Below are 23,187 nucleotides of genomic sequence, written 5' to 3'. Positions count from 1 at the left end.
TGCCTGTATGGACGCTTATGCGCCGTAATAGAAATCCTCGCCGGGGAGCGCACCGCCCACGGAAGCGGGCTCGGCGTCGGAGAGCACTTGAAGATAGCCGGAGAGCTTCTCTTTCATCTCACTGCCGGTGATGCAAACGATGTTGCAGTAGGGCAGAGCCTTTTCCGCCACGGGAGCGGCCTCAACGATGCCGTATTCGGAAATGAGCTGGGCGGCCTCCGCCGTGTTGCCGTTTACCCATTCCACGCTGGCGGCATAGTCCTTGAGGAAAGCATCTACTGCGTCGGGGTTGGCGTCCACCACCTCCCGGCGGGCCACAATGACGCCGGTGATGAGGCCGGAACCGTTATCCAGCTTATCCCACTCCGCTGTCAGATCCAGTGCCATCCGCAGACCCTCAATCTTCGTCTGAGCCACGGTGACAAAGGGCTGGGGCAGCAGGGCAATGGCGGCCTGACCGCTGGCCAGTGCCGCGACGCACTCGCTGTGCTCACTTTTCCAGTCGATGGTCACATCGTTATCCGGGTCGATGCCGTTTTCACTCAGCAGATAGCGCAGAGCGTATTCCGGTGTGCTGCCCTTGCCGGCAGCCACGATGGTCTTGCCCTTCAAGTCCGCCATGGACTGCACGGTATCGCCGCTTTCCACGATATACAGCACACCCAGCGTGTTTACCGCCAGCACCTCCAGCGCGCCGTCCGTTTTGCCGTACAGCACGGCGGCAAGGTTGGCGGGCACGCAGGCCATGTCCAGCTCGCCCTTGATGAGCAGGGGTGTCACCTCATCGGCGGAGCCGGCCAGGGTGAATTCGTAGGTATTGCCGGTGGATACCACATCCTCCTTGCCCTCCATCATCTCATTGACTGTGTCGCTCAGACTCATCAGTTCCACCAGTCCCATGGCGGTGGGGCCTTTCAGGGCGGCAATTTTGAAGGCGGCGGTATCATCCGGCGTTTCCGGGGCCTCGGCAGGCTCCTCTGTCTGTGCGGGCTCGTCGGTTTGCTCCGGTGCGGCGGTTTTCTGGCCGCAGGCGGCCAGAGACAGCGTCAGGGCCAGAGACAGGCCCAATGCCAGCAGTTTCTTTTTCCAGTTCATATTGTTTCTTCCTTTCCAATGCTCCCTGCCGGGGCATAGACGGTCTTGGCGGTCACACCCTCCAAGCGGCCCAGCTTGCCGGACAGGGCGGAGATCGCGTCGCCGGGGGCATCCATAGCAACACTGATGACGTTGACGCCCTTTTCCCGATAGGGGACGCCCATCCGGCCGATGATATAGCCGCCATACTGGTGCAGCAGCTCGTTGAGCGGCGTGACAGAGGCTCCCTCCCGGACGATGATGGCAATGACCGCCACCCGTGTTTTCGTATGCTCCACAGCAAAGCACTCCTTTCAAAAAATCATCCCCCCTGCCGTTCGGCAGAGGGGATGGAGACAAATCGGTTCATCCTCAGCTTACGGCTCGGAATATCCTTGCCGGCAGAACGGTATTTGGGGCGGGTCGCCGGTTAGAGGCTTCTTTCCGGAGACAAGCCCAACCATAGCATACCCGGCTTCCGTTGTCAAGATACCCGGCCATACGAAAAAATCCCCCGGAGCATCCTGCTCCGGGGGCGGAGAAACGGGCTTATGCCCCGCAGGGCTTGTAGGCGGAGGTGAGCACCTGCTCAAATACGGGGGCGTCCGGGGACTCAATGCGCTGGAGAATCTGCTCTCCGGCAGCCTCGCCCAGTTCCTCGACAGGCTGGACGATGCAGTCCATCTGGTTGGAATAGAGATGATTGATATTGGAATCGTAGTCCACAAAGGTCACAAGGTCAATGTCCTCTCCCAACCGCAGACCCTTTTCATGGAGGTAGATAACAGTGTCCGAGGCCATGAGGCCCTGTGCTACCACAATGGCGTCGCATTTTTGCTCCAGCAGTTCGTCAAGACAGGCCCGGGCGCTGTTTTCCATGGAGTTGCCAAAGCGAATCAGAGCCTCGTCCTGCGGCAGACCGCAGTCCGCCACCGCCTCCCGGTAGGCGGCGATGCGCTCACGGGTGGAGGAGAGCCGGGGCAGGCCGCCGATGATTCCGATGCGCTTGTCGCCCTTTCCCGCAAGGCGGCATACACTGCGGTAAATAGGCTGGAAATTGGACACGGACACCGAGGGGAAGCGCTTGGCCTCAAAGGTGCGGTCCACCAGTACCACCGGGAAGCCCGCGGGAATCAGCGACTCGAAGCGGCTGAAATCCTCAATGGTGCTGGCAATGAGCAGTCCATCCACCAATCCGGCGGACAGCAGGCGGATGTTTGTTTCCTCCCGCTCCGCGTTTTCCTTGGTATTGGCGATGATAAGATGATAGCCGTGGGCGGAGAGACAGTTTTCCACCGCCTCGATCATGGTGGCGAAAAATTTGTTGGAAATATCGGGAACGATGAAGCCGATGGTCTTTTTCTTGCCGGTGCGGAAGCTCCGGGCGGAGGCGTCCGGCGTGTAGCCCAGCTCCGCAATGGCCCGGTAGACCTTATCCCGGGTCTCGCCGGAAACGTAGCGGGTGGAGTTAATGGTGTGGGAGACTGTGGCGGTGGAAACACCGGCCAGCTTTGCCACATCGCTGATTGTCACCTTCATACACGTACCTCTTTCGCAAAAACGGTTTCTCGCTTGCGTAATCATTTGCATTATACAGTATAGGTCCGGTAAATGATTTTCGTCAACCCCTTTTTCGTTTACTTGACCATTTTTTCGTGGCATTTTTACAGCACTCTTGCTAATTTGAACAATTTATCCGGAAAAAGTTATCTAAAATGCTGATTGCCTTTTTTAGCCGGGCATGATAGGATGATTTTAACAAAAAATCGTTTACGCAAACGATTCTTTTCGGCTTTTTGTGTAGATAAATTTTGAAAGGAACTTTGATTATGCTTACCAAAATCGGTATTAACGGCTTTGGCCGCATCGGCCGCCTGACCTTCCGCGCCGCCCTGACTCACGAGGATGTGGAGGTTGTCGGCATCAACGACCCCTTCATGAGCCCCGAATATATGGCCTATATGCTGAAGTATGACTCCGTGCACGGCAAGTTCCCCGGCGAGGTGGACCACTATGACGGCGGCATCATTGTCAACGGCAAGAAATTCCCCGTGTTCACCGCTATGGAGGTCAAGGACATTCCTTGGGGCTCCGTGGGTGCCGAATATATCTGCGAGTGCACCGGCAAGCATCTGACGAAGGAGCTGTGCCAGGGCCACATCGACGCCGGCGCCAAGCACGTTATCATGGGTGCGCCCTCCAAGGACGATACCCCCATGTTCGTGTGCGGCGTGAACCTTGATAAGTACACCAGCGATATGACGTTTGTTTCCAACGCCTCCTGCACCACCAACTGTCTGGCGCCCATTGCAAAGGTCCTCAATGACAAGTTCGGCATTGTAGAGGGCCTGATGACCACGGTGCACTCCGTGACCCCCACGCAGAAGCTTCTGGACGGTGCCTCCATGAAGGATTGGCGCGGCGGCCGTGCCGCTACCGGCAATATCATCCCCTCCTCCACCGGTGCCGCCAAGGCTGTTGGAAAGGTCATCCCCGAGCTCAACGGCAAGCTCACCGGTATGAGTATGCGCGTTCCCACGCTGGATGTATCCGTTGTGGACCTGACCGCAAAGCTCAGCAAGCCCGCCAGCTATGAGGAAATCTGCAAGGCCATGAAGGAAGCCTCCGAGGGCGAGCTGAAGGGCGTTCTGGGCTATACGGACGAGGATGTGGTCTCCAGCGACTTCCTCGGTGATCCCCGCACCTCTATCTTTGACGCCAAGGCTGGTATCGCGCTGACGGACACCTTTGTGAAGGTTGTTTCCTGGTACGATAACGAGTGCGGCTACTCCAACAAGATGGTGGAGCTGATTCGCTATATGTCCTCTGTGGATCATCGGTAAGCACGAAAGCCAACTATATACGGAAAACAGGCGGCAGACGAGAGTCTGCCGCCTCAGCGTGTCGAAAAGTCTTTTCTCCCCGCTGAACAAGTTTTCAGAACTTCATAAAAGTTCTGAAAACTAAGGATTTCAATGGCGCAGGACACCCTTCTTGGGTTTCCCGCGCACACCCTTCCTTACCGTTGCGGAGGATTTACCACTTGATCGACAGTCTCAGGCGGCAGACGAGAGTCTGCCGCCTTTCATCGTTTGAAAGGAATATTTGGCCCTGTTGGAGCAGCTTTTTCCCAAAGCGGTACGAGAATTTGAAAATCATCTTTATTGTGGGAAAAAGCTGTGGTATACTATCAGCAAAACGGATTTTGACAAATTTCACGTAAGAGAGGTATCTATGACGGACGAACGAAAAGACCAGCTCAGCGCCGAGGCCGATGGCATGATCGAGGGCCGCAATGCGGTGATCGAGGCGCTGCGGACGCAGACGAATATTGATAAAATTTATATCCAGCGGGGTGAAACGGACAAGACGCTGGGCCACATTGCCTCCAAGGCCCGGGCGGCGGGCATCGTTGTGGTGGAGGCCGACCGGCGCAAGCTGGACGGTATGAGCCGCACCCACGCCCATCAGGGCGTCATCGCGCTGGCAGCGGTGCGGGAGTATGTCAGCTTGGAGGACATTCTGGCTGACGCTGCCGCCAAGGGCGAGCAGCCCCTGCTGGTGGTGTGCGACGAGATTTCCGACCCCCACAATCTGGGGGCCATTATCCGCACGGCCTACTGCGCCGGCGCCCACGGCGTTATCATCCCCAAGCGCCGCAGCGCGGGGCTGACCAGCATTGTGGCCAAGACCTCTGCCGGAGCGGTGTCCCACATGAAGGTGGCGCGGGTGCCGAATATTCCGGCGTTGCTGAAGAATTTGAAAAAGCAGGGCATTTGGGTGTTCGGTACGGCGGCGGACGGTACCACGGGGCTTTATCAGGCGGACCTGAAGGGCCCTGCCGCCATTGTGATCGGCAGCGAGGGAGACGGTATGACCCGGCTGGCGGCCGAGAACTGCGATTTTCTGGTGAGCATTCCCATGAAGGGTGATTTGAACTCCCTGAATGCCAGCGCGTCCGCCGCGATTTTGCTGTATGAGGCCGTGCGTCAGCGCATGGCGTAGCATGAATTTGGAGAGAGCACTGTGTCAAACGAGCACGAGAAAACAGAATACGGTGCGGCCGGCTGGGACACACCCCCGTCGGAGGAGGACTACACCTTAGAGGAAATTCTGGCTGAGTACGGCTCCAGCCGCCAGCAGAAGATTTTAGAGGAGGTGGAGCAGGCGCTCCAGCCGCCGGAGGAATCCACGACAGCAGCGGAGCCGGAGAGCGAACCGCCTGCGCCCCCTAAAAGCGCGAAGGAGCTCTGGGAAGAGCGGATGGCGGCGGGCGCCGCTGCCCGCCGTGCGGAGGAATCTGAAACGGAAGCGCTCCCGGAGGAGGCCGCGGAATCGTCCGATGAGGAACTGCCCAATGAAGAAGCGGCTGATGAGGAGCTGCCCGCTGAGGAGCCGGAGGCCACTCACTTCTGGAGCCTTGAGGAGCTGGTAGGCTCCACGGTTGGCGCGGTGATGGAGGAGCGGCAGGAGCCGCTGCTGAGGCCGAAGCGGGGCCTGTTTTCCCGAAAGCGGCAGGAGGAAACGGAGCAGTTTTATGACCCGGCAGAGGCACCGCCTCCGCCGCCCCCTGTTACCGAGGCGGACAGCATCGGCGAGGAGCCGGAACTGGGAGAAACGGCGAGCCGTTACCGGGAGGCGTATCGCCGCCGCCGCAGACCGCTGGCCGGAGCAATTCTTGCGGCGCTGGTACCATTTGCGGCCATGGCGGCGGAGCAGCGCGGCATCACGGTTCCCCTTTGGAGCGGGGACCGGCAGGTGCAGGGCATTGTGCTGCTGGCCTGCCTGCTGCTGGATGTGGTGCTGTGTGCGCAGGTGCCGCTGTACGGTATAAGGCGGCTGTTGAAAAAGCGCTGCGTCAGTGAGCTGCTGGTCGCGCTGGCCGCTCTGGCGGCGGTGGTGGACTGCGTTTTGTGGCTGCTGTCTCCAAACCGGGGCAGTGTGATGCCCTATACGGCGGCGGCAGGACTGGCGCTGTGCTTCGCGCAGTGGGGCATCAGCCGGGAGAGCCGGGGCAGCTACGATAGCTTCCGCATGGCCTCTTTGGACGATGACCCGCCCTATCTGGTGACGGAGACCGGCCGTGGTGCCTGCAAGCAGAAGGGCAGCCTTCGGGGCTTTTACACCACAGCCAAGCGGGATGATTACGCCGCCCGCCTCCAGACGATCTTTCTGCCGGTAATTTTCGTGGGAACGCTGGTATTCGCGGGGCTGACCTCGCTGGGTGCCGGTCACGGCATTGACTTTTTCCGCAATTGGTCCATTTTTCTGCTGGCGGGAGGGACGTTTGCCCTGCCGCTGTGCTGGGGACTGCCGTGGTCCCAGCTGACCAGACGGCAGCAGAAAAGCGGCTGCGCCGTGGCGGGCTGGGACGGTGCGGCCCGGGTAGGCAAGCGCCGGAGCCTGATCCTGACGGACACGGATCTGTTCCCGCCGGGGACCATCCGCCTTAACGGCGTCAAGGTCTACGGCGAGGAGCTTGGAAAGGCGGCAAGCTATGCCGCGGCCGCCGCGGGCGCGGCGGGCAGCGGCCTTGCACGGCTGTTTGAGGGCCTTGCCGTGGGCGAGAACGCCCCAAGGGAAACGGCACAGGATCTGAGCTTTTACGAGCAGGGCGGCTGGGGCTGTACCATCCGGGGGGAATCCGTTCTGCTGGGAACGGCCTCGTTCCTGCGGAAGCAGGAGGTACGCTTACCAAGCAACATCAACCTGAAAACCGGCGTATTTTTAGCCATTGACCACCAGCTTGCGGCGGTGTTTGCCGTGAAGTACGAGGCGGCAGAGAACGTGGACTATGCTCTGCGGATGCTGCGCCGCAGCCGTATCACGCCGATTCTGGCCGTGCGGGACCCTAATATCACCCCGGCACTGCTGAAGCGGAAATTCAACAAGCGGGTGAAGGCGGAGTTCCCGGACCTGACGGACCGAATAGCGCTCAGCGAGGCGGAGGAGGACCGTGGACTGTCCCGGGCGCTGCTGCTGCGGGAGGGCCTGCTGCCCTATGCCGAGGCCATGGTAGGCAGCCGCCGGCTGCGGACAGCGGTGCGCCGTGCGGCGTGGCTGTCTATTTTCGGCAGCGCCGTGGGTCTGCTGCTGACCGCCTATCTGGTGTCGCTGGAAAAGTTTGATCTGCTGACGCCTCTTTCCCTGACGGTATTTTTGCTGCTTTGGACGCTGCCGGTGCTCCTGATGAGCGACTGGACGGCGCGCTATTGAGACTTGACAGAAAAAGGTGCGGAGAACCGGGACATTTGCCCGGCTCCCCGCACCTTTTCCGCGTTTTTCGGAGCCGATATTCCGTTTTGTCGGGCAAGAGTCCTTTTGCGGGACCTGACAAAAATAACGCCGCCTTTTTGCCGACTTATCCAAAATGTGATATCTCACAAAACTTCTGTTGTATTGCCATGGAAAAAGCGTTATAATCAACATATTGAGAGACCTCTCAATGAGTTGACGGATCATTTCCATCGCCCCTGCGGCGTTGTCAACAGCATCAACATAAGGAGTGGAACGAACATGAGCTATTCAGTACAGAACATCCGCAATGTCTGCCTGCTGGGTCACAGCGGCAGCGGCAAAACGACCCTTGCAGAAAATCTTCTGCTTATGACCGGCGCCATCGAGCGCATGGGCCGTGTTGCTGACGGAAATACCGTCTGCGATTATGACCCCGAGGAGGTCAAGCGGCAGATTTCTCTGTCTACCGCTGTGGCGCCCATTGAATATAAGGGCTGCCGCATCAACGTGCTGGATACCCCGGGTGCGTTCGACTTTTCCGGCGAGGTCATGGAGGCCCTCCGGGCCGCCGATGCCGCTATTATCGTCTGCTCTGCCAAGGACGGTGTTTCCGTCGGTATGGAGAAGGCTTGGAAATACTGCGAGGAGCGGAATATGCCCCGCTTGCTCTACATTTCCAAGACGGACGAGGACAACAGTGATTATAACACCACGTTTGAGGCCCTCCGGGAGCGCTTCGGCAAGAAGGTCGCGCCGGTGGTGGTGCCTATTTGGGATGAGAACAAGCGGGTTACCGGCCTCATTGATGTGCTGAACAAGCGCGCCTATGAGATGCAGGGCGGTAAGCGCGTGGAGATCGAGGTCCCGGAGGATAAGGTCTCTGTTATCGAGGAATTCAACGATGCCCTCAAGGAATCCGTGGCAGAGACCAGCGAGGAATTCATGGAGCGCTTCTTCAACGGCGAAGCCTTCACCTATGCCGAAATGGCGCAGGGCCTGCGGGCGGGCGTCCGTGAGCTGAGCATTTTCCCGGTGCTCTGCGGCAGCGCCGTGGCCGGAATGGGTACGCTGATGCTGCTGGACAATATCGTGGAGCTGCTGCCCTCCCCCGAGCAGGGCAACTATCATAAGGCGACGCTGGCCGATGGCAGCACAGAGGAATTCGTGGTCTCTGCCGGCGGCGTGCCCGCAGCCTTTGTATTTAAGACCCTTTCCGACCAGTACGGCAAGTATTCCTTTGTAAAGGTGCTCTCCGGCTCTATTACGCCGGATATGACGCTGGTAAATGCCCGCACCGGCGAAACGGAAAAGCTGGGCCGCCTTTATACCATGCGCGGCAAGAAAGCAACAGAGGTCAAGGAGCTGGTGTGCGGCGACATCGGCGCTATCGGCAAGATGGAACGGGTCAAGACCGGCGATACCCTGTGCGACAGCCGTAAGGTTGTGGCACTGAAGGGCATTCCCTTTGCGGAGCCCTGCTATTCCGTGGCCATCGCCCCCAAGACCCGGGGACAGGACGATAAGGTGGCGCAGGGCCTCGCCCGTCTGAACGAGGAGGACCCCTCCTTCACGGTGGTCAACAATGCCGAAACGCACCAGATGGTGCTCTCCGCCGCCGGCGATATGCAGGTGGATGTGCTGGTGAGCAAGCTCAAGAGCCGCTTCAATGTGGAGGTCACTTTGAGCCCCGTCCGCGTGGCGTACCGCGAGAAGATTCGCAAAACCGTTCAGAAGCAGGGCCGCCATAAGAAGCAGACCGGCGGCAGCGGTCAGTTCGGCGATGTGTGGATTCGCTTTGAGCCCCAGACGGAGCAGGACGATATGATTTTTGCCGAGGAGGTCTTCGGCGGCTCCGTACCCAAGAACTACTTCCCCGCCGTGGAAAAGGGCCTGCGGGAAGCCTGTGCCCACGGTCCGCTGGCCGGTTATCCGGTGGTGAACCTGAAGGCCGTGCTGTATGATGGCTCCTATCACCCGGTGGACTCCTCCGAAATCGCGTTCAAGACCGCCGCGCAGCTTGCCTTTAAGGCGGCGCTGCCGGAGGCAAATCCCTGCCTCATGGAGCCGGTGGGCGAGCTGAAGGTCACTGTGCCCGACAGCTACATGGGCGATGTCATGGGCGATCTCAATAAGCGCCGTGGCCGCGTCATGGGTATGGACCCTGCCGGTAACGGCGAGCAGGTCATCACGGCCGAGGTACCCATGGGCGAGATGAGCACCTATGCCATCGACCTTCGCTCCATGACCCAGTCCCGGGGCACATTCACGCTGCACTTTGTGCGCTATGAGGATTGCCCGCCTGCGGCACAGGAGAAGGCCATTGCCGAGGCAAAGGCCCGGAACGAGGAATAAATCGTCTCTTTTGGGACCGGGACGCCCGCGCGGCGTCCCGGTTTTCTTATCCGCAATAAAAAAATATTGATTTCGTTGCAAATGCAACTTGTAATTAGAAATCATTCCTGTTATACTATAACCACCGAACAGGATCGGTTAGGAAAAGCAATTTAGGAAAATCGAAAGATTTAAGGAGGATACAATTATGAAGAAGTGGGTCTGCAAGGTTTGCGGTTATATCTATGAGGGTCCCGAGGCTCCGGTGGAGTGCCCTGTCTGCCACGCGAAGAATGCGTTCAACGAGGTCAAGGGCGAGATCAAGCTGGCGGCCGAGCACAAGTTCGGCGTTTACGCTGAGACTGTGAAGAACAACCCCGACATCTCCGAGGAGGACAAGAAGTATATCTTCGATCAGCTCATGGCCAACTTCAACGGCGAGTGCAGCGAGGTGGGTATGTATCTCTGCATGGCCCGCATCGCACACCGCGAGGGCTATCCCGAGATTGGCCTGTACTGGGAGAAGGCCGCGTATGAGGAGGCCGAGCACGCCGCTAAGTTCGCCGAGCTGCTGGGCAGCGACCTGGAGAGCAATATGACCGCCTCCACCGAGAAGAATCTGGCTTGGCGTGTGGACTGCGAGTACGGTGCTACTGCCGGCAAGTTTGAGCTGGCCACCTGTGCCAAGAAGAACAATCTGGACGCCATTCACGACACCGTGCATGAGATGGCCCGGGATGAGGCCCGTCACGGCAAGGCTCTGGAGGGTATGCTGAAGCGGTACTTCAACAAGTAATTTTCGAAAAACTCAAAACCTTTTGAGAGGGAACAGGGAAGCCTGTTCCCTCTCTTTCTGCATCCCGTGTGTTCTGCCTTTTTTTACGCCTTCGAGTGAACAATCAAATGAAAAAAGCACCCCTCCCACATAACGGAAGGGGCGCTTTGGGTGACTGGAGTATTTCGAGGAAAAACAGAACGCGGCGCTAAAACAGGTGAATGACACCGATGGTCATCAGCGTGACCAATACACCGGCCACAAGAACGCCCAGCGCGATGGCAGGCAGTGCATGGCGCAGGCGGATGTGGAGGAACGCGGCTACCAGCGCGCCCGTCCATGCCCCGGTGCCCGGCAGAGGAACGGCCACAAACAGCGTCAGCCCCAGCAGACGGTATTTCCGCACCAGGCGGCCCTTCAGGTGCGCCCGCCGCTCCAAAGCATCGATCTTCGGGGCAAAGAAGGGGTGCTTCCGCAGCCGGTCGAATATCTGCCGCACGGAGAGAACGATGAACGGTACCGGCAGAAGATTTCCGATGACTGCGGCGACACAGGCCGCCCATGGGGACAATCCGGCGGCGGCCCCGGCGGGGATGGCGCCCCGCAGCTCCACCACCGGAACGGCGGCGATGGCCATAGTCATGACGTATTTTCCAAACAGGGTCTCCCAAAGGGGCATGGTGTTCTCCTTGTGTAAAAATTGCCCCGGCGTGTGACCGCCGGGGCATCGGCTATCATATTTTACTCCAGATTCAGGTGTTTTTGCAAGAAGTAAACCGTTAAGAAATAGAAAACGGCACAGTAAATAAGTTCCAGAACGATCAGGAACCACATACCAAGGTGCATGGCGGCTGTGGCGGAAAGCTGCGGCTCCCAGCCCAGCAGGAGGCGGTGGAACCAGGAATCGTTCAGCAGGGAGATACCGATGCCGCCCAAAATCTGCACCACTACGCCGATGACGATGTAGGAGGCTACGCTGAACAGTCCCTTGTGATTGGGGCGGCTGAAGCCGATGGCCATAGCGGAATAGGCCCGCAGGCAGAAGGCAATAGAGGCCATGATGCAGAGCAGCAAAAGCTCCACAAGGAAGCCGATGCCGTTGACCACAATATCCATGTGGTTATAGCGAATTACAGCGTGGGCGATATTCTTCACTTCCTGCCACAGCTCGCCCATAAAGCGGATGTCAAAGGCCGTGACAAAGCAGGCCAGAATGATAACGAGAACCGTGGCGGCAAACCACACGGTAGAAACAATGAGCTTGCTCCATACCTGCTGGTGGATGCTCACCGGCAGGGTCATCATCACATAGCCCTCGTCCTGCAAAAGATTTTTATAGAACCGGCTGACCATCACCGCAAGAGCCACGATTCCAACGGCGATAATGGCAAGGAAGAACAGCATGATCAGGATGGTGCCAAGGGTGTTCAAAAATGTGCTCTGAGCGTTTGTCATGCCCCGGATGGAGAGGTTGGCGCCGACTGCGGACAGCAGCAGAAGACCGAAGATAGGCAGTATGACCCGGCCGGTGGCCCGGAACTCATGCTTCAATAATTTTCTCAGCATTTGAATACCTCCCGGAACAGTGCGTCCACGCTCATGCCCTTTTCCTCCCGAATCTGATCCACGGAGGATTGCAGAACCAGATGTCCCTTGTCGATGAAAACCACCTCGTCCAGCACCTTTTCCACATCGGCAATCAGGTGCGTGGACAAAATCACGCTGGCCTCGGGGTTATAATTGGAAATAATGGTGGTCAGGATATAGTCCCGGGTGGCGGGGTCAACGCCGCCGATGGGCTCATCCAGCAGATAGAGCTTGGCGCTCCGGCTCATGACCATGATGAGCTGCACCTTTTCCCGGGTGCCCTTGCTCATTTGACGAATACGCTGCGTGGGCCGGATATCCAGATGGCGCAGCATCTCCTCCGCAGTCTGGCGGCGGAAGTCCCTGTAAAAATCCTGATAGAAATCCATGAGCTGTCCGGCGCTCATCCAGATGGGGATGGCGGTGCGCTCCGGCAGATAGCTGACAACGGCGTGGGTCTCCCGGCCCGGCGCCGCTCCGTCAATAAGGATTTCGCCGCTGTTGGGGGTCAGCAGGCCGTTGGCCAGCTTGATAAGAGTGGTCTTGCCGCTGCCGTTGGGGCCTAAAAGTCCCACGATCCGGCCCGGCTCAATGGCAAAGCTGACGTTTTCCAGCGCCGGTGCTTTGCCGTAGCTCTTTGAGAGCTGCTTGCATTCCAAAATAGGCATGGTTTACTCCTTTTCCATCTCCTGCCGCAGCTGCGACAGTAATTCTTCCTTTTCAAAGCCCAGCGCGGTCATATCCGATAAAAATGTCCGCACCTTTCCCGCCGCCAGCGCGTGCCGCGCAGCGGAAATCACGTCCCGATCCTCCGTGACGTAGCGCCCGGAGGTGCGCTGACTGTATACCAGCCCATCCCGCTCCAGCTCTGTCAGGGCGCGCTGCATGGTGTTGGGATTGACGCCCGCCTCCATGGCAAGGTCCCGGACGGAGGGCAGCCGCTCTCCCGGCGCCAGCGCGCCGGAAACGATGCCGGCCCGAATTTGCCCGATGAGCTGGGTATAGATGGGAGCGCTGTTGGAAAATTGCCAGTTCATGGTTCGCCTCCCTGTTCTTTTGTATTAGACAAGTAATACAATAACACAATCGTGAAAATTGTCAAGCCCTATTTTGAATTTTTGCAAAGAGGAGCGGCGTGGCAGTGCTTGTCTACAGCCGGGAGATATGCTATAATATCAAATCAAAATGAGGTGACTGCCGCGTTTGCGGCGTTTGACAACGATAAGGAGGCCCCTATGACTTGGAAAGAAAAACGGCTCATTACGGTGCTGAGCATTGTCCTTGCCGTGCTGTTTGCCGCAGTGCTGATCGTGCTGAGCATTCGCTACCGGCAGGCCCGTGCGGAAACGGACGGACAGACCGCCATGGCGGAAACGGCGCAGTTGGCCGAGAGCGACTATGTGAATCTGGCATACGATAATGGCAGCGCGTACCTCGCCTTCGCATTGGATACGGAGGGCGCGTGGTACTGGGAAAATGAGCCGGATTTTCCGCTGGACGATACGCAGCTTCGGGTGATTCTCACTCTGCTGCGGACGCTGCGGCCCCAGCAGACCCTTGACCGGCCGGAGGACCTGTCTGAGTGCGGGCTGGACGCACCGGCAGCCAGTCTCACCGCCACGGCACCGGACGGAGGTGTGCTGACCATCGCAATGGGTAACGCCACAACGGACGGTAACAGCCGCTATGCGGATATCAATTCCGATTCGGAGCATATCTATATTATTTCCGGGGATCTGTACACGGCCATGCAGACACCGGTGTATGAAATGTGCCGCCTGCCGGAGCTGCCAACGCTGGCGGAGGCGCAGATGCTCTCCATCACCCTGCAGGGGCCGAAAACGGAGCAGGCGGACACTGAGACAGACGGACGCAGAACAACGGTCCTGACAGCGGTTCACGCGGAGGACGATGCGGCAAGCGTTTCTTGGCGGGCCGGCGGGGCCAACATCACGGATGACGCCTCTCTCCGGGCGCTGCTGGAGGACCTTGCGGCGCTGCGGGTCACAAAATGCGTGGACTGGCACCCCTCCAATGAGGCGGCGGTCTTCTGCGGCTTTGACGATCCCGTGACGCTGACGGTATCGTATCAGACGGACTCCGGAGCCGAGACGAGTTTTGAAATGAAGGTCGGCACACAGAACATGGACGGAACGGGGCGCTATGTCCGTTTTGGGGAGGAGGAAGCCATCTACCTCATGGAGCTGGAGCTGCTGGACCCCCTGATGCGCCTTGCGTATCAGGGCATGGATGAGCCGGCCTGACAGGAGGTGCAGCAATGCGGGTATTGATCGTTGAGGACGAGGTCCGGCTGGCGGAAACGCTGCGGGACCTGCTGGACACGGAGCACTATGCCGCCGACGTCTGCCACGATGGCGAAAGCGGGCTGGACAACGCCCTGTCGGATATTTACGATCTGGTGATTCTGGACGTCATGCTGCCGAAGAAGGACGGCTTTTCCGTTCTGCGGGCGCTGCGGCAGGAGGGGAAAACGGTGCCGGTGCTGATGCTCTCCGCCCGCTCGGAGCTCTCCGACCGGGTAGAGGGGCTGGACTGCGGCGCGGATTACTACCTCACCAAGCCCTTTGAGCCCAAGGAGCTGCTGGCCTGCGTGCGGATGCTGACCCGGCGGCAGCCGGAGCAGCGGGCCTCCAACGTGCTGGAATACGGCGATTTGCGGCTGGAGCCGGATACGTTTGAGCTGGCCTGCGGGGAGCGGTCCGTCCGCTTGAGCCGTAAGGAGTTTGACATGATGGAGCTGCTGCTGCGGAGCCGGGAGATGGTTCTGACGAAGGAGAGTCTGATTGTGAAGCTGTGGGGCTACGAATCCGACGCCGAGGACAACAATGTGGAGGTCTATATCTCCTTTCTGCGGAAAAAGCTGGAGCACCTCCGCTCCCGGGTGAAAATCCGTACCATCCGCATGGTGGGCTACCGGCTGGAGCAGGAGGCATAACCGTTTTCCCCAAGTTTTCAACATTTTCCACATACTTTTCGACAAGGGGAGGCGCTTGTCATGATACGGAAGCTGCGATGGCAGTTCGTGGGCGTGTGCATGGCGCTGGTGCTGACGGTGCTGGCGGCGGTGTTCGCCGCCGCCTATCACGCGGTCCGGCAGAATATCGAGGACCTCAGCCGGCAGGTGCTCACGCAGGTTATCCGCGAGGACGGGAGCGGCTCTGCCCCCGGCGTATCGGTGGAGATCGGCGGGGACCGGCTGCTGCTGCCCTATTTCACAGTGAATATCTGGGGCGGCACGGCCTATATCACCGGCGGCACCTATGCCAATTTGGAGGATACAGACGCGCTGCGGGATATTCTCAGCCAATGTCTGGAGCAGAATCAGACGGAGGGTACGGTGGAGGACTATCACCTCCGCTATCTCGTGGAGGATAACGGACTGTACCGCAAGCTGGCCTTTGTGGATATGTCCATGGAGCAGGCGACGCTGGCGCGGGTCATCCGTTCCTATCTGGTCATTGCGCTGGCGGCGCTGCTGGTGCTGCTGGGAATCGCTGCGGCGGCGTCCCGCTGGGTCACGCGGCCGGTGGAGCGGGCTTGGCGGCAGCAGCGGCAGTTCCTTTCCGATGCGTCCCACGAGCTGAAAACGCCGCTGACGGTGATTTTGTCCAACGCGGAGCTGCTGGAGGGGGCGGCGCTGCCGGAAAAGCCCGCCCGCTGGAGCGGCAATATTCGCTGTGAAGCGGAGCAGATGCGGACGCTGGTGGAGCAAATGCTGACGCTGGCCCGGGCGGACAACGGTGTGCGTCCCGCCGCCATGGAGCCGGTGAATTTCAGCGATGTGGCGACGGAGTGCGTGCTGTCCTTTGAGCCGGTGGCCTTTGAGGCGGGCAAGCCGCTGGAGGACCATGTGGCGGAGGACGTTACGGTCACGGGAGATAGGGACCGCCTGCGGCATCTGATTTCCATTCTGCTGGACAACGCCGTGAAATACGGCGCCCCCGGCGGCACCATCACGCTGACGCTGGAGCGGACGGAGCGGCAGGCCCGCTTAACGGTGGCCAACCCCGGCGACCCCATTCCGCCGGAGCATCTGCCCCATCTTTTTGAGCGTTTTTACCGGGCAGACAGCTCCCGGGGGGAGCAGTCCGGCTTCGGTCTGGGATTGTCCATCGCCGACACCATTGCCCGGGAGCACAAGGGCAGCCTCCGGGCAGAAAGCGATGCGGTCTCCACCCGCTTTATCTTTACCTTACCATCAGTTAATAAGGGCAAACACGGTTTTTCGGAACTGAAACAATGTCCAGCTTCGTTTTCCTCATTGCCGGGCGGCAGCCCGGCTGCTTCGTCAGCCTCGCTGAGCCGCCGTTTCCAATTCCGAAAAACTCCGAAGGACTTTCCAGCAAGCAAAAATGGGCGCTGATGCGGAAGCGGACGAAGGCTTGCTGGCGCAAGCCAAGGACAATGACAAAATCAGCGGCTATTTAGGCCGCTGGAAAGCATATTTGCCCTTGTCAACTGATGGTACCGCTGCGGAAATAAAAAAATGCTCCGGGGACATACCGACAGGTGATCCCCGGAGCGCGGATAATGCTTTTGGAAAAGGACAGGGCTTAGCCCTGTCCTTTTTGTCATTATTTTTTGATTTTGGAGGCCATCAGTTCCGGGTCCACGCAGAAGAAGGTGAACTCGCCGGTAGCGATGAGCTTGTTGTTTTCCCCTAAAATGTCCACGGCCACAAGGCAGGTGGAATGTCCCCGGTGACGTACTTGGGCGTCCGCGCGGATTTCCCCTTCGGACTGATTGCGGAGGAAGTGCAGGGCGCTGGTCTGGGTGACATAGCTGCGTCCGTCCGTGTGGGCGGCAAAGCCGGTGGCATTGTCTGCCATGGCGTAAATGGCGCCGCCGTGGACCATGCCGTAGCCGTTCTTGCTCTCCGGGCGGATATTCAGACGGAAAATGGCGTGGTCCGGCTCGACCTCCACCATTTCAATGTGGTTGTACACGGCAAACTGGTTCATCCGCTCCGTTTCCCGGGCGGTCTCTAAAGAAATCTGATGCATACGGGCTCCTTATCTGTCATTTCGTAAGTCTGCACCAGCATAGCACACCTTTCAAAAATTTTCTACTGTTTTTTCAAAAGGGACTTGACAACAGAGAAAAGAGTGCTATCATGAACACATGAACAGTCGTTCATACGTTAAAATGAAGGAGGACGCCATGGAAGATCGCTATAATGTGGAATGCTGTGAGTTTATCCACGCCCATGACGAGATCGTGGAAAAGGTCCAGAAGGAGATGCCCAGCGAGGACACGCTGTATGACCTGACGGAGCTGTTCCGGATCTTCGGAGATTCCACCCGGATACGGATTTTGTACGTACTGTTTGAGGCGGAGATGTGCGTCTGTGATATTGCGGCGCTGCTGGGGATGACCCAATCCGCCATTTCCCACCAGCTCAAGGCCCTGAAAAACGCCCGGCTGGTCAAGTCCCGGCGGGAGGGAAAAACGGTTTTTTACGCGCTGGCGGACGATCATGTGAAGACCATCATCAATCAGGGTCTGGAGCATATCCTTGAGTGAATTTGTTATTCCGAGTAATTCTCTAATCAATAAATGAATCAGGAGGAACCAATTATGAAAAAGCGTTATAAGTTCGAAATCGACTGCGCCAACTGCGCTGCCAAGGTGGAGGAGGCCATCAAGAAGATCGATGGCGTGAATGGGGCGACGGTGAGCTTTATGACCCAAAAACTGACGCTGGACGCAGACGATGCCCGGTTTGATGAAATTTTACAGGAGGTCATCTCCACGGCCAAGAGGATCGAGCCGGACTGTGAGCTGTATCAGTAAATTCAAGTGAGCGGCTGCCGATAAAAAAATATATTCGACACGCCGGACCGCGCCGCCAATGGCGGCGCGGTTTCCTGAAAGGAGGAAGAATATGGCAACTCTAACCCAAAAACAGAAAAAGGTCCGCGACCGCATTGCGGCGGCTGCGGCGCTGCTGATTTTGTTCAAGCTCCTGCCTCTCAGCGGCTGGCTTCAGGCAGTGTGCTTCCTGATTCCCTATTTCATCATCGGCTACGATGTGCTGCGGAAGGCGTTTATGGGAATCGCCAACGGGCAGGTTTTTGACGAGAATTTCCTCATGGCCATTGCCACGGTGGGTGCCTTTGCCACCGGCGAATTTGACGAGGCCGTGTTCGTTATGCTGTTTTACCAGACCGGCGAGCTGTTTCAGGATTACGCCGTGGGCAAGTCCCGGGCGTCTATCGCCGCGCTGATGGACATTCGCCCGGACACCGCCAATCTGGAAACGGAAAACGGTTTGGAGGAGGTAGACCCGGAGGATGTGACGGTAGGCTCCGTCATCGTGGTGAAGCCCGGTGAGCGGGTGCCGCTGGACGGTACCGTACTGGAGGGCAGCTCCACGCTGGATACCGCCGCCCTGACCGGCGAGGCCCTGCCCCGGACCATCCATGCCGGGGACGAGATCATCAGCGGCTGCGTGAACCTGACGGGTCTGCTGCGGGTGACGGTCACAAAGCCCTGTGAGGAATCCACGGTCTCCAAAATTCTGGAGCTGGTGGAAAATTCCAGCGAGAAAAAGGCGGTCAGCGAGCAGTTCATCACCCGCTTTGCCAAATACTATACGCCCTGCGTGGTGTATGCAGCGCTGGCGCTGTTCCTCATCCCTACGCTGATGCTGGCGTTCCTGCCCGCGCCTCCGGCGTTTTTGGCGGGTACCACATGGGATAACTGGCTCCATCGCGCACTGACGTTCCTGGTCATCTCCTGCCCCTGCGCACTGGTCATCTCCGTGCCTCTGAGCTTCTTCGGCGGTATCGGCGGCGCGTCCAAGTGCGGCATTCTGGTCAAGGGCGGTAACTATCTGGAGGCGTTGGCCAAGGCGGACACCGTTGTGTTCGACAAGACCGGCACCCTGACCCGGGGCACCTTTGAGGTGACAGCCGTTCACCCGGAGGGGAGCTTCACCCCGGAGCAGGTGTTGGAGTACGCGGCGCTGGCCGAGCAGTATTCCACCCACCCCATCGCCGTTTCTCTGCGGAACGCCTGCAAGAGTGAAATGGACAGCGGCCGGGTCTCCGATGTGGAGGAGATCGCGGGCCACGGTATTCTGGCGAAGGTGGACGGACGGACCGTGGGCGTCGGCAACAGCCGCCTGATGGAGCGGCAGAATGTGAACTGGCTGCCCTGTGAGCTGCCGGGAACCATCGTCCATGTCACAGCGGATGGGTTCTATGCCGGCCATATCGTGATCTCCGACCTGCCGAAGCCGGATTCCAAGGCGGCCATTGCGGCGTTAAAGCGGCTGGGTGTGAAAAAGACCGTGATGCTCACCGGCGATTCCGCGCCGGTGGCGGAGGCCGTAGCTGCGGAGCTGGGACTGGATGAATTCCATGCTGAGCTGCTGCCCGCCGATAAGGTGAGCCGCGTGGAGGAACTGCTGAAAAAGGAGACCGGCAAGCTGGCCTTTGTGGGCGACGGTATCAACGATGCCCCGGTGCTGACCCGCGCCGACATCGGCATTGCCATGGGAGGTCTTGGCAGCGATGCCGCCATCGAGGCGGCGGATGTGGTGCTGATGGACGATCAGCCCTCCAAAATCGCCGTGGCCATCGGCATTGCTCGCAAGACCGTGGGCATCGTGCACCAGAACATCGTGTTCGCTCTGGCAGTGAAGGCCGTGGTGCTGGTGATGGGCGCTCTGGGTAAGGCACCGATGTGGCTGGCAGTCTTTGCCGATGTGGGCGTGGCGTTTATCGCCATTCTCAACGCCATGCGCTGCCTGAACGTCAAGGAGGCCGAGAAAAAATAATGCGGATAAGAGGGCGGAGGGCTTCAGCCCTCCGCCCTCAGCGGGGCGAAAAAGTTTTTTCGCCCCGCTGAGCAAGTTTTCAGAACTTTATAAAAGTTCTGAAAACTTAGGATTTTAATGGCGCAGGACACCCTTCTTGGGTTTCCCGCGCACACCCTTCCTTACCGTTGCGGAAAATTTATCACTTTATCGACAGCCTCAGGGCGGAGGGCTTCAGCCCTCCGCCCTCTTTTTGGCGAAAATTCTTGCAAAAATGCGCCCATCGTTTTACAATAGGGCATCAAGACTTCCGAAAGGGTGATCGTATGGAATTTCACGCAAAGGAACAACTGCCCGGTCTGCTGGCATGGATGCGGCAGCAGATGACCGCCTGCGGCGGCAAAACGGCGGTCATCGGCATTTCCGGCGGCAAGGACAGCGCCACTGTGGCCGCGCTGGCTGTGGCGGCCTATGGTCGGGAAAACGTGGTGGGCGTGCTTATGCCGGACGGTATTCAGCCGGATATTGACTATTCCAACGGATTGGTGGAATTCCTGAACCTCCGGCACTATGTGTTCAATATTCAGGGGGGGACCTCGGGCATTCTCGGTGAGATGGAGCGGCTTGGTATGCAGCCCAGCCGCCAGACCCGGGTAAATCTGCCCTCCCGGATGCGGATGCTGACGCTGTACGCCGTGGCGCAGAGCGAGAAGGGCGGCATTGTGCTCAATACCTCCAATCTCTCCGAGGACTGGGTGGGCTACTGCACGGTTTACGGCGACGCCGCCGGAGCCTTCTCTCCGCTGGGGATGTACACCACGGAGGAGGTCATCGCACTGGGAGTGGAGCTGGGTTTGCCGGAAAAATTCCTCATCAAGCCGCCCTCCGATGGACTGACTGGTTTGACGGACGAGGATAACCTCGGCTTTTCCTATCACGCGGTCAATGAGTACGTCCGCAAGGGCGTGGCGGACCCGGCAGTGAAGGAGAAGATCGACCGGCTCCACCGCGCCAGCCGCTTCAAGTTCCAACTGATGCCGGTGTATCACAACGGACTTTCCATGGCCCTGACAGACGAGACCGACTATTATAAGTAAGCGGCCAACGCCGCCTGTATCCGGGAAATCGGAGGCAAAGGGACTGCTGGAAAACCGGCAGACGCGTTCAAGAAGCAATACACAAAGACCCCCGGCCAATGGCCGGGGGTCTTTGCTGTGTGTTTTAGGAGGGAGAAAACGCATCGGGTTGGGAGGACCCTTTGCAAGTATTAAGATACCCAAACAATTTTGCGAAATTGTGTGTTTGCTGTGAATAAATTGTAAACGTTTCGGCCGCCTGCTATTTGAATTTGCGGCTCTCTGCCACCGCCAGCTCATCGCAGCGGTTATTGTACTCGTTCTCCGCGTGGCCCTTGACCCAGTGGTAGTGCAGCGTGTGCAGGCCCTCCAGCCGCAGCAGCTCGTCCCAGAGGTCGGGGTTCAGGGCGGGCTTTTTATCGCTTTTTACCCAGCCCCGGGCTCTCCAGCCCTTGGCCCAGCCCTTGGAAAGTCCGTCAATGACGTATTTGGAATCGCTCCACAGCTCCACGATGCAGGGCTCCTTCAAAAGCGACAGCGCCCGAATCACGGCGGTGAGCTCCATGCGGTTGTTGGTGGTTTCCGCCTCGCCGCCGGACAGTTCCCGCCGGTGAGCGCCGTACATCAAAATGGCGCCCCAGCCGCCGGGGCCGGGATTGCCGGAGCAGGCGCCATCGGTATAAATGGTGACTTGTTTCATCTTAAACATCCTTTGAGATTTTTCATGTTATCATACCATGAATTTTGGCATTTCACAAGAAGGTTGTTTTGATCGCGCCTTAATAGTGCAAAGGGTAGTCCCGGCTTCCGGGACAGGAAGCACGGCTTTGCCGTGCAGAATGTCCCCCACATTTTCTTTTTGTCTTGCCAAAAAGAAAACGTGCCGGACACGGTACAAAAGAAAAAGCGCTGAGGGATGAGTTGACCGGCAAAGCGGTCAACTCACCCAAAACGGGGGCTGGCCGTCACGAACTGCCGACTGAACTTGAAACTCCCCTACCGGCTGCGCTATACCTGAATCTCAAATCAGGTGCGCCGCCGCATCTACGGGCATGGAGCACAACGGGGTGCAAATAGGACATCCCCTGCTCTTCTTTCCGCTGCCGCTCCCCCGTCCAACTCCGGGAGGGGTTTCCAAAGGGGAGGGACCGCAGTCCCGCCCCTTTGTGCCACGAGGGGGCATGGGGGACGGGTGGCGTCCCCCATGTTTCGGGTGGGGGTCTAAGGGGGAGGGGCCTTTGCGCCAAAGGCCCCTTCCCCTTGCCCCGTAGTGGGAACTGCCCTCTGCGGGAGCAGACGGTTTTATCTGATTTCCAGATAAAGTAAAAATATCTTATTTCAAGATACATATACTCGTTTTAGGTGATGTATATGCGAACTGAGATATTGAAATATGGAAGAATCCGAGATTTGCGAAACGACAGAGGCCTCACGCAGAAAGACGTTGCGAACGTGCTCCATGTCAGCCAAAACACATATAGCCAATACGAAATTGGCGTTTCACGGTATCCGCTGGACGCAATCATCAAATTGGCCGAATACTATGGCGTCAGCATCGACTATTTAGTTGGCCTGACCGATGAGCCGAAGCCTTATCCTCGGAAGAAAAAATGAATCATTTTTTTGAAAGCATCATCAACCTGTTCTTTCCGCCGAAATGCCCCTTCTGCGGCAAGGTTTTGGACGAGGTAGGCATCTGCCCCGTGTGTGAAAAGGATTTGCCGTGGATTCCGGAGGAACAGGTGGTCAAAACGGAAAAGGATTTGACCTGCGCCGCGCCGCTGTGGTACGAGGGCGCGGTGCGGGACACCCTGCTGCGCCTGAAATTCCGGGGCGGCTCCGCGTTGGCGGAGCCGCTGGGCGAGCTGCTGGCCCGGTGTGCGGCGGAGCGGTTCGGGGGAGAATTTGACAGTGTGACTTGGGTGCCGGTGAGCGCAAAGCGGCTGAAAAAGCGAGGCTATGACCAGTCCCGGCTGCTGGCGGAGGCCATGTGCCGCCATTGGGGCACCAAGCCCGTCCGCCTGCTGAATAAAATTCAGGATAACCCGGCGCAGTCCGGCCTGCAGGGCGAGGCTGCACGGCGGGCCAACGTGCTGGGGGTCTACGACCCGGCGGACCCGGCACTGATCGTGGACCGGCGCATTCTGCTGGTGGATGACATCCATACCACCGGCGCCACGCTCTCCGAGTGTGTGCGGGTGCTGCGGGATAACGGCGCCGCCTCGGTGCTGTGCCTCACCGCCGCCCGGACGCCGCCGGCGAAAAAGGGAAAAAATTCATAATTCCTGTCTTGCAATCGGGGATATGTACCGTTATAATTGAAA

23 protein-coding genes are annotated in these 23,187 nt (G+C 58.5%); 14 read left to right on the top strand and 9 right to left on the bottom strand.

The annotated features are described in order from the left end of the window. Positions 1 to 15: 15 nt before the first annotated feature. The 3 genes from PY311_RS00675 to PY311_RS00665 form a co-directional block, all read right to left on the bottom strand. Positions 16 to 1,095, bottom strand: coding sequence for an ABC transporter substrate-binding protein (locus PY311_RS00675; RefSeq protein ID WP_286146744.1), 1,080 nt, complete (start codon positions 1,093 to 1,095; stop codon positions 16 to 18). Further along, the gene (locus PY311_RS00670; protein WP_286146743.1) at positions 1,092 to 1,373 is read right to left on the bottom strand and encodes a TM1266 family iron-only hydrogenase system putative regulator; all 282 of its coding nucleotides are present in this window, start codon (positions 1,371 to 1,373) and stop codon (positions 1,092 to 1,094) included. Before PY311_RS00670 ends, PY311_RS00675 begins: the two co-directional genes overlap by 4 nt. 250 nt (positions 1,374 to 1,623) lie before the next feature. Beyond that, positions 1,624 to 2,613, bottom strand: a complete 990-nt coding sequence (locus tag PY311_RS00665; RefSeq protein WP_286146742.1) for a LacI family DNA-binding transcriptional regulator — start codon at positions 2,611 to 2,613, stop codon at positions 1,624 to 1,626. A gap of 290 nt (positions 2,614 to 2,903) precedes the next feature. On the opposite strand from PY311_RS00665, the gene gap reads away from it, so the two are divergent. The 5 genes from gap (at position 2,904) to PY311_RS00640 (ending at position 10,438) form a co-directional block, all read left to right on the top strand. After that, positions 2,904 to 3,917: a type I glyceraldehyde-3-phosphate dehydrogenase gene (gene gap, locus PY311_RS00660; RefSeq protein ID WP_286146741.1), complete on the top strand. Its 1,014-nt coding sequence runs from the start codon at positions 2,904 to 2,906 to the stop codon at positions 3,915 to 3,917. 391 nt (positions 3,918 to 4,308) lie between these two features. Then, positions 4,309 to 5,079, top strand: coding sequence for a 23S rRNA (guanosine(2251)-2'-O)-methyltransferase RlmB (gene rlmB / locus PY311_RS00655; protein ID WP_286146740.1), 771 nt, complete (start codon positions 4,309 to 4,311; stop codon positions 5,077 to 5,079). A gap of 21 nt (positions 5,080 to 5,100) precedes the next feature. After that, positions 5,101 to 7,290, top strand: coding sequence for a hypothetical protein (locus tag PY311_RS00650; RefSeq protein ID WP_286146739.1), 2,190 nt, complete (start codon positions 5,101 to 5,103; stop codon positions 7,288 to 7,290). A gap of 300 nt (positions 7,291 to 7,590) precedes the next feature. Continuing rightward, a complete protein-coding gene (locus PY311_RS00645) occupies positions 7,591 to 9,663 on the top strand; it encodes an elongation factor G (protein ID WP_286146738.1) in 2,073 nt (690 codons plus the stop codon). Positions 9,664 to 9,850: 187 nt separating this feature from the next. Beyond that, positions 9,851 to 10,438 carry a ferritin family protein gene (locus tag PY311_RS00640; protein WP_286146737.1) on the top strand — a complete coding sequence of 196 codons (588 nt, stop codon included), beginning with the start codon at positions 9,851 to 9,853 and terminating at the stop codon, positions 10,436 to 10,438. 187 nt (positions 10,439 to 10,625) lie between these two features. Here PY311_RS00640 and PY311_RS00635 read toward each other — a convergent pair whose 3' ends face one another. From PY311_RS00635 to PY311_RS00620, 4 genes are all read right to left on the bottom strand, one after another. Beyond that, the gene (locus tag PY311_RS00635; RefSeq protein WP_286146736.1) at positions 10,626 to 11,096 is read right to left on the bottom strand and encodes a COG2426 family protein; all 471 of its coding nucleotides are present in this window, start codon (positions 11,094 to 11,096) and stop codon (positions 10,626 to 10,628) included. A gap of 62 nt (positions 11,097 to 11,158) precedes the next feature. Further along, the gene (locus tag PY311_RS00630; RefSeq protein ID WP_286146735.1) at positions 11,159 to 11,983 is read right to left on the bottom strand and encodes a hypothetical protein; all 825 of its coding nucleotides are present in this window, start codon (positions 11,981 to 11,983) and stop codon (positions 11,159 to 11,161) included. Next, positions 11,977 to 12,672 (bottom strand): ABC transporter ATP-binding protein, encoded by a 696-nt coding sequence (locus tag PY311_RS00625; protein ID WP_286146734.1) that lies wholly within the window; start codon positions 12,670 to 12,672, stop codon positions 11,977 to 11,979. Before PY311_RS00625 ends, PY311_RS00630 begins: the two co-directional genes overlap by 7 nt. Before the next feature lie 3 nt (positions 12,673 to 12,675). After that, entirely contained in the window at positions 12,676 to 13,041 is a 366-nt protein-coding gene (locus tag PY311_RS00620) for a GntR family transcriptional regulator (protein ID WP_286146733.1), read from the bottom strand. Between the two features lie 198 nt (positions 13,042 to 13,239). Here PY311_RS00620 and PY311_RS00615 point away from each other — a divergent pair, with 198 nt between their 5' ends. The 3 genes from PY311_RS00615 to PY311_RS00605 are packed head-to-tail and all read left to right on the top strand — an operon-like array spanning position 13,240 to position 16,388. Further along, positions 13,240 to 14,268 (top strand): DUF4340 domain-containing protein, encoded by a 1,029-nt coding sequence (locus PY311_RS00615; protein WP_286146732.1) that lies wholly within the window; start codon positions 13,240 to 13,242, stop codon positions 14,266 to 14,268. 14 nt (positions 14,269 to 14,282) lie between these two features. Further along, positions 14,283 to 14,960, top strand: a complete 678-nt coding sequence (locus PY311_RS00610; protein WP_286146731.1) for a response regulator transcription factor — start codon at positions 14,283 to 14,285, stop codon at positions 14,958 to 14,960. Positions 14,961 to 15,020: 60 nt separating this feature from the next. Continuing rightward, entirely contained in the window at positions 15,021 to 16,388 is a 1,368-nt protein-coding gene (locus PY311_RS00605) for a sensor histidine kinase (protein ID WP_286146730.1), read from the top strand. A gap of 211 nt (positions 16,389 to 16,599) precedes the next feature. Here the strand turns inward: PY311_RS00605 and PY311_RS00600 are convergent, their stop codons facing one another. After that, positions 16,600 to 17,028, bottom strand: a complete 429-nt coding sequence (locus tag PY311_RS00600) for a PaaI family thioesterase (protein WP_286146729.1) — start codon at positions 17,026 to 17,028, stop codon at positions 16,600 to 16,602. A gap of 157 nt (positions 17,029 to 17,185) precedes the next feature. On the opposite strand from PY311_RS00600, the gene PY311_RS00595 reads away from it, so the two are divergent. The 4 genes from PY311_RS00595 to nadE all read left to right on the top strand — a co-directional run bounded on the left by PY311_RS00595 (position 17,186) and on the right by nadE (position 20,884). Beyond that, positions 17,186 to 17,548: an ArsR/SmtB family transcription factor gene (locus PY311_RS00595; protein ID WP_286146728.1), complete on the top strand. Its 363-nt coding sequence runs from the start codon at positions 17,186 to 17,188 to the stop codon at positions 17,546 to 17,548. Between the two features lie 54 nt (positions 17,549 to 17,602). Next, positions 17,603 to 17,818: a cation transporter gene (locus tag PY311_RS00590; RefSeq protein WP_286146726.1), complete on the top strand. Its 216-nt coding sequence runs from the start codon at positions 17,603 to 17,605 to the stop codon at positions 17,816 to 17,818. A gap of 91 nt (positions 17,819 to 17,909) precedes the next feature. Continuing rightward, on the top strand, positions 17,910 to 19,808 hold the full coding sequence (locus PY311_RS00585) for a heavy metal translocating P-type ATPase (RefSeq protein WP_286146725.1): 1,899 nt from the start codon (positions 17,910 to 17,912) through the stop codon (positions 19,806 to 19,808). Positions 19,809 to 20,113: 305 nt separating this feature from the next. Further along, positions 20,114 to 20,884, top strand: a complete 771-nt coding sequence (gene nadE / locus PY311_RS00580) for an NAD(+) synthase (protein WP_286146724.1) — start codon at positions 20,114 to 20,116, stop codon at positions 20,882 to 20,884. 241 nt (positions 20,885 to 21,125) lie between these two features. Here the strand turns inward: nadE and rnhA are convergent, their stop codons facing one another. Continuing rightward, positions 21,126 to 21,563, bottom strand: a complete 438-nt coding sequence (gene rnhA, locus PY311_RS00575; protein ID WP_286146723.1) for a ribonuclease HI — start codon at positions 21,561 to 21,563, stop codon at positions 21,126 to 21,128. A gap of 710 nt (positions 21,564 to 22,273) precedes the next feature. Between rnhA and PY311_RS00570 the strand changes: the two genes are divergently transcribed. Then, complete coding sequence (locus PY311_RS00570; protein WP_434059922.1) at positions 22,274 to 22,477, top strand: helix-turn-helix domain-containing protein; 204 nt, start codon at positions 22,274 to 22,276, stop codon at positions 22,475 to 22,477. Then, positions 22,474 to 23,145 carry a ComF family protein gene (locus PY311_RS00565; protein ID WP_286146721.1) on the top strand — a complete coding sequence of 224 codons (672 nt, stop codon included), beginning with the start codon at positions 22,474 to 22,476 and terminating at the stop codon, positions 23,143 to 23,145. The genes PY311_RS00570 and PY311_RS00565 overlap by 4 nt, the downstream gene beginning before the upstream one ends. Positions 23,146 to 23,187: the final 42 nt, after the last annotated feature.

The sequence above is a fragment of the Neopoerus faecalis genome (assembly GCF_029218125.1).
GTDB lineage: Bacteria > Bacillota > Clostridia > Oscillospirales > Oscillospiraceae > Oscillibacter > Oscillibacter faecalis_A.
Note: the sequence above shows the minus strand (reverse complement) of the source record. Positions and strands in the feature narration are given on the sequence as shown.

Bases quoted from the DNA above. Each gene is read 5' to 3' on its own strand.
- PY311_RS00675 (WP_286146744.1), bottom strand. From the start codon at position 1,095: ATGAACTGGAAAAAGAAACTGCTGGCATTGGGCCTGTCTCTGGCCCTG.
- PY311_RS00665 (WP_286146742.1), bottom strand. From the start codon at position 2,613: ATGAAGGTGACAATCAGCGATGTGGCAAAGCTGGCCGGTGTTTCCACC.
- gap (WP_286146741.1), top strand. From the start codon at position 2,904: ATGCTTACCAAAATCGGTATTAACGGCTTTGGCCGCATCGGCCGCCTG.
- rlmB (WP_286146740.1), top strand. From the start codon at position 4,309: ATGACGGACGAACGAAAAGACCAGCTCAGCGCCGAGGCCGATGGCATG.
- PY311_RS00645 (WP_286146738.1), top strand. From the start codon at position 7,591: ATGAGCTATTCAGTACAGAACATCCGCAATGTCTGCCTGCTGGGTCAC.
- PY311_RS00640 (WP_286146737.1), top strand. From the start codon at position 9,851: ATGAAGAAGTGGGTCTGCAAGGTTTGCGGTTATATCTATGAGGGTCCC.
- PY311_RS00635 (WP_286146736.1), bottom strand. From the start codon at position 11,096: ATGCCCCTTTGGGAGACCCTGTTTGGAAAATACGTCATGACTATGGCC.
- PY311_RS00630 (WP_286146735.1), bottom strand. From the start codon at position 11,983: ATGCTGAGAAAATTATTGAAGCATGAGTTCCGGGCCACCGGCCGGGTC.
- PY311_RS00625 (WP_286146734.1), bottom strand. From the start codon at position 12,672: ATGCCTATTTTGGAATGCAAGCAGCTCTCAAAGAGCTACGGCAAAGCA.
- PY311_RS00620 (WP_286146733.1), bottom strand. From the start codon at position 13,041: ATGAACTGGCAATTTTCCAACAGCGCTCCCATCTATACCCAGCTCATC.
- PY311_RS00615 (WP_286146732.1), top strand. From the start codon at position 13,240: ATGACTTGGAAAGAAAAACGGCTCATTACGGTGCTGAGCATTGTCCTT.
- PY311_RS00610 (WP_286146731.1), top strand. From the start codon at position 14,283: ATGCGGGTATTGATCGTTGAGGACGAGGTCCGGCTGGCGGAAACGCTG.
- PY311_RS00605 (WP_286146730.1), top strand. From the start codon at position 15,021: ATGATACGGAAGCTGCGATGGCAGTTCGTGGGCGTGTGCATGGCGCTG.
- PY311_RS00600 (WP_286146729.1), bottom strand. From the start codon at position 17,028: ATGCATCAGATTTCTTTAGAGACCGCCCGGGAAACGGAGCGGATGAAC.
- PY311_RS00595 (WP_286146728.1), top strand. From the start codon at position 17,186: ATGGAAGATCGCTATAATGTGGAATGCTGTGAGTTTATCCACGCCCAT.
- PY311_RS00590 (WP_286146726.1), top strand. From the start codon at position 17,603: ATGAAAAAGCGTTATAAGTTCGAAATCGACTGCGCCAACTGCGCTGCC.
- PY311_RS00585 (WP_286146725.1), top strand. From the start codon at position 17,910: ATGGCAACTCTAACCCAAAAACAGAAAAAGGTCCGCGACCGCATTGCG.
- nadE (WP_286146724.1), top strand. From the start codon at position 20,114: ATGGAATTTCACGCAAAGGAACAACTGCCCGGTCTGCTGGCATGGATG.
- rnhA (WP_286146723.1), bottom strand. From the start codon at position 21,563: ATGAAACAAGTCACCATTTATACCGATGGCGCCTGCTCCGGCAATCCC.
- PY311_RS00565 (WP_286146721.1), top strand. From the start codon at position 22,474: ATGAATCATTTTTTTGAAAGCATCATCAACCTGTTCTTTCCGCCGAAA.